This window comes from Methylobacterium sp. BTF04, from assembly GCF_010692745.1.
Taxonomy (GTDB): domain Bacteria; phylum Pseudomonadota; class Alphaproteobacteria; order Rhizobiales; family Beijerinckiaceae; genus Methylobacterium.
Window position 1 is genome coordinate 1 of record NZ_JAAHTB010000123.1, and the last position, 3447, is coordinate 3447.

Annotated in this window: 4 protein-coding genes; 2 read left to right on the plus strand and 2 right to left on the minus strand. The window is 55.4% G+C overall.

Annotated features, from left to right (window positions below):
* Window positions 1-426: 426 nt before the first annotated feature.
* Both G3T14_RS23515 and G3T14_RS23520 read right to left on the minus strand, forming a co-directional pair.
* A complete protein-coding gene (locus G3T14_RS23515; protein WP_348645339.1) occupies window positions 427-780 on the minus strand; it encodes a hypothetical protein in 354 nt (117 codons plus the stop codon).
* Between the two features lie 1052 nt (window positions 781-1832).
* A complete protein-coding gene (locus tag G3T14_RS23520; protein WP_163644915.1) occupies window positions 1833-2057 on the minus strand; it encodes a hypothetical protein in 225 nt (74 codons plus the stop codon).
* A gap of 441 nt (window positions 2058-2498) precedes the next feature.
* On the opposite strand from G3T14_RS23520, the gene G3T14_RS23525 reads away from it, so the two are divergent.
* Both G3T14_RS23525 and G3T14_RS23530 read left to right on the plus strand, forming a co-directional pair.
* Window positions 2499-2885 (plus strand): hypothetical protein, encoded by a 387-nt coding sequence (locus G3T14_RS23525; RefSeq protein ID WP_163644916.1) that lies wholly within the window; start codon window positions 2499-2501, stop codon window positions 2883-2885.
* 49 nt (window positions 2886-2934) lie between these two features.
* On the plus strand, window positions 2935-3447 hold a 513-nt coding region (locus G3T14_RS23530), incomplete at its 3' end, for a general stress protein (protein WP_163644917.1).

Here is a 3447-nt window from a genome sequence, read left to right on the forward strand (position 1 = left end):
ATCGCGGCCTTCATGGCGGCGTGAAACATCGGTCCCGGTCCCTGCTCGGGCCGCGACAAAGCAGAGGTATCCCCGCTCCTGGGGACACCTTTTCAAAAGGCCAAACGCCATCGCCTCGAGAACGGGTTCTCGATTGACTCCCGGCGGGAGATATGGCTTGTGAGGGGAAGTGATCTGCCCTCACAGGCCCAGCGACTTTAAACGGTCTCACCCTTGCCGGGGTGGGGCCGTTTCGCGTTGGGGGCTCTAGATCTTTCTCGCGACTATCATCCTCAACGGTATTCGGCTCACGACTCGCGTAGCGCGAGAAACGGCCGGAAATGGCATGTCGGCCGGGCGATAGGGTTAAGTCAACGGTAAGGGATGGCGATCAGAGCGGTCGGCTTTACTGCGGGTCCTTCCGCGCGCCTTTGGCTACGATCTTCATCATCGCAACCGGTAACGGTCGCTGAAGCTCCAGGGCGATCTCCGTCGGCGCGGCGAGATCGGTAAGAGGCAGCGGTATTCGGGCTTCAGCCAGGGTCGCCAATGCGGACTCTTCACATTGCGCACGTTGGTGACGGGGTGCTCGCCGTATTGCTTCGGTCCTGGAATTCCCCAGCGGAACATCTCCATGACCCGCTCGCCGCTTTCAGTCACGCGCACGATCGGCGCCCGCTGATCCGGAAAGATGACTGGCATGGGCGGCAGATTGCCGGTCTCGTCGCGCGCAAAACCGAACGAAAACCGTATCTCCGCCTGCGACGTCACCAGGCTGTAGAGCACCACCACCAAAGCCATGGCCTACGAGCCACACGCGACGCTGCAGCAGGGGCATGAAGGCGAGGCAGCCCCGCCGCCCCGATCTGATCACGGGGTCAGCGGGGTGGGTCGTCCATCTCACGGGTGAGCCGATACGCAACTTGGCTCGCAGGTAGATTGACGGAAGGCGGTTAGGCAGACCTCAAGCGTGCCATGGTGGAGCAGCGTCATTCTGAGACTGCTGGTTCGGCGGCCGCCTGCCTTGATGCAGTAGGTTGGGCCATCGAAGGCGTCACACAGGCCGTATGGTTAATTAAAGGTAGGCGCCGCGCCTTTGCGATAGGCCCTACTCACATGCCGGTGCGGCGGAGGCGGTTGTCTCGATTGAGGCGAAGAAGCGTGAGGCTGCGACCGTAATGACGGCAGAGCCACTCAGAGGTTGTGGTATCCAAACCATCTTCCAATCGATCTTGTAAGACTTTCTGCTGATCGAGGAAACGTGCCTCGCATCTTATAATTAACGTATTTTCAGCCAATAGGTAATTTATCCAGGATAACGGCACAGCACTGATATCCTTCGTGCCGGTATTTAAATAATTTTGGTTCGCATCTTCGGTAATCGCTGGTAGCACATTAATGGCGACTAACGAGACCAGCTTAAAAACACTTCGGTATGAATATGATCGGTTCTGTACGTTGTTGTACGTCTACTTATTTAAATTGCGTGTCAGCGAATTAATTTCGGCCATGGGTTTGATAGTTCAGCGATAAAGCGTCTGAGGAATGAGAGGCTGGCTTGCAGTACAATCCCAATAGCCATGTATCTCCGATCAGCCACTAGGAACCTAGGCAGTGATCTGGGGTAGCTCCTCGCCAAGGCGATATCCGAGGTTTCCGTTGTTCTCTACCCGTACGCCCCAAGCCGATGCCGATCTGGCGGCCGCAGATCGGTAAGATTTTCGGCGATGATCGAATCGACCTCTACGCCGTTCGCCCTGAAGGCCAGGGCGAACCCGGAACGTCGCTTCGATACGACGACGAAGCGAGGATAAAGGCTCTGACGGCTTAGCAGGCCGAAAGCGGAAAAGCCTTTAAGAGGGCTGCTCCTCGCTGACGTGCTCTTCCTCTTCGGTCAACTCGGGCTTCTCGTCAGCATCATCGCCGACGAGCTCGTCGAGTTCGTCGATGAGATTGTCCACTTGATCCTTGGTCGCGAGGATATGGAAAATTTCGCCGTCCACCGCTTCGAATGTCAATCGGTAGCCGCCTTCAACTTCATCAGTCAGGACGCGCGCGAGTTTCTTCGTCGAGTGCATGAAATCATCCAGTTCGGAGGGGCGGGAGGGAACTCGTAACACCTAACGAGCTCGTTGAACGATAGTGCCCGCTGATGCGTTTGGACCACAATTGCGAAAAGCGTGCTCGGCAACATCCGCGCGCTACAACGCTTTAGCACCTTTATTTTCTGCACAGCCTTAGATACAACTTTAGTTTTATTACCTCTGTAAAATACTCGTGAAATCGATTTAATATCTTTACTGCGAAAAGATATTAGAAACCGAATATCATAATTGATATTAATTATATAAACCCAATTGATTTATAGCCAAAAATCAGTATTAGCATCTAATAAAAAGTCATTTTATTGTCATTTCGTTCCTTGATAATGCATGATGATGAGATTGTCACTCCAACTTTATAATTGGAACGCTTTTGACCCTTGGCCGATTGAGAGGTTCCTGACCACGGAGAATTTCATGTCCCGGCCGCTGACTCTTTTTGTCGCCCTCGCAATTCTCGGATCCGCCCCAGCACTCGCTCAGACGACCGTAACGGGCAAGCCTGCCCCTGATGCGGCTACCAGCGCCAAATCCGGTGGCCAAGAAGCGGTAACACGACCGAATACCGACAAGCCGGACGTCAATCACCCCGGTTCGACTCATGCTGCCTCGAACGCCAAGCTCGAGGAAGGAGCGAACAGCTTCACCGAGGCCCAGACGCAGCATCGCCTAGGTGAAGCTGGCTACAAAGATGTCACGGGCTTGATGAAGGATGACAAGGGTATCTGGCGTGGCAGTGCTGTTTTGAACGGTAAGCCGGTCAAGGTCGGTGTCGACTTCAAAGGTAACGTAGCCGCACAATAGTCGAATTCTCTGACACTGCAGCTAATTTATATCTCTTAGGAGCAACACCGTGGCACATCAAACAATCACCGCTCTCTATGACGATTACGAAGCAGCAAGTACAGCCGTAGCGAAGCTTGAGGGTGCGGGTATCCCACACAGCGATATCAGCATCGTAAGCAGCAACGAGGGTGATCGGCACTCTAGCCGGATCACTACAACCAGCAACGCCCCCCACGGCGAGACAGCAGAGAAAGCCACCACCGGCGCTGGTACCGGTGCATCGATCGGTACGGTGCTTGGCGGAGCAACCGGCCTTCTCACTGGCCTTGGCCTGCTGGCCATTCCGGGCGTTGGCCCGGTTGTAGCTGCTGGATGGCTTGTTGCCGCAGTCACAGGCGCGGGCATCGGTGCGGCGGCTGGTGGTCTCGCTGGCGGTCTTACAGGTGCAGGCTTGAGCGAAGCCGATGCTCACACCTACGACGAGGGTGTTCGTCGCGGTGGGACGCTAGTGACCGTCAAGGCGGACGATGCACATGCTGTCCGGGTGATGGACATTCTCGAAGAACACGGCTCGATCGAC

What these genes read in the sequence shown, in the direction of transcription:
- G3T14_RS23515 (WP_348645339.1), bottom strand. Translation starts at nt 780, where the DNA reads ATGGCTTTGGTGGTGGTGCTCTACAGCCTGGTGACGTCGCAGGCGGAG.
- G3T14_RS23520 (WP_163644915.1), bottom strand. Translation starts at nt 2,057, where the DNA reads ATGCACTCGACGAAGAAACTCGCGCGCGTCCTGACTGATGAAGTTGAA.
- G3T14_RS23525 (WP_163644916.1), top strand. Translation starts at nt 2,499, where the DNA reads ATGTCCCGGCCGCTGACTCTTTTTGTCGCCCTCGCAATTCTCGGATCC.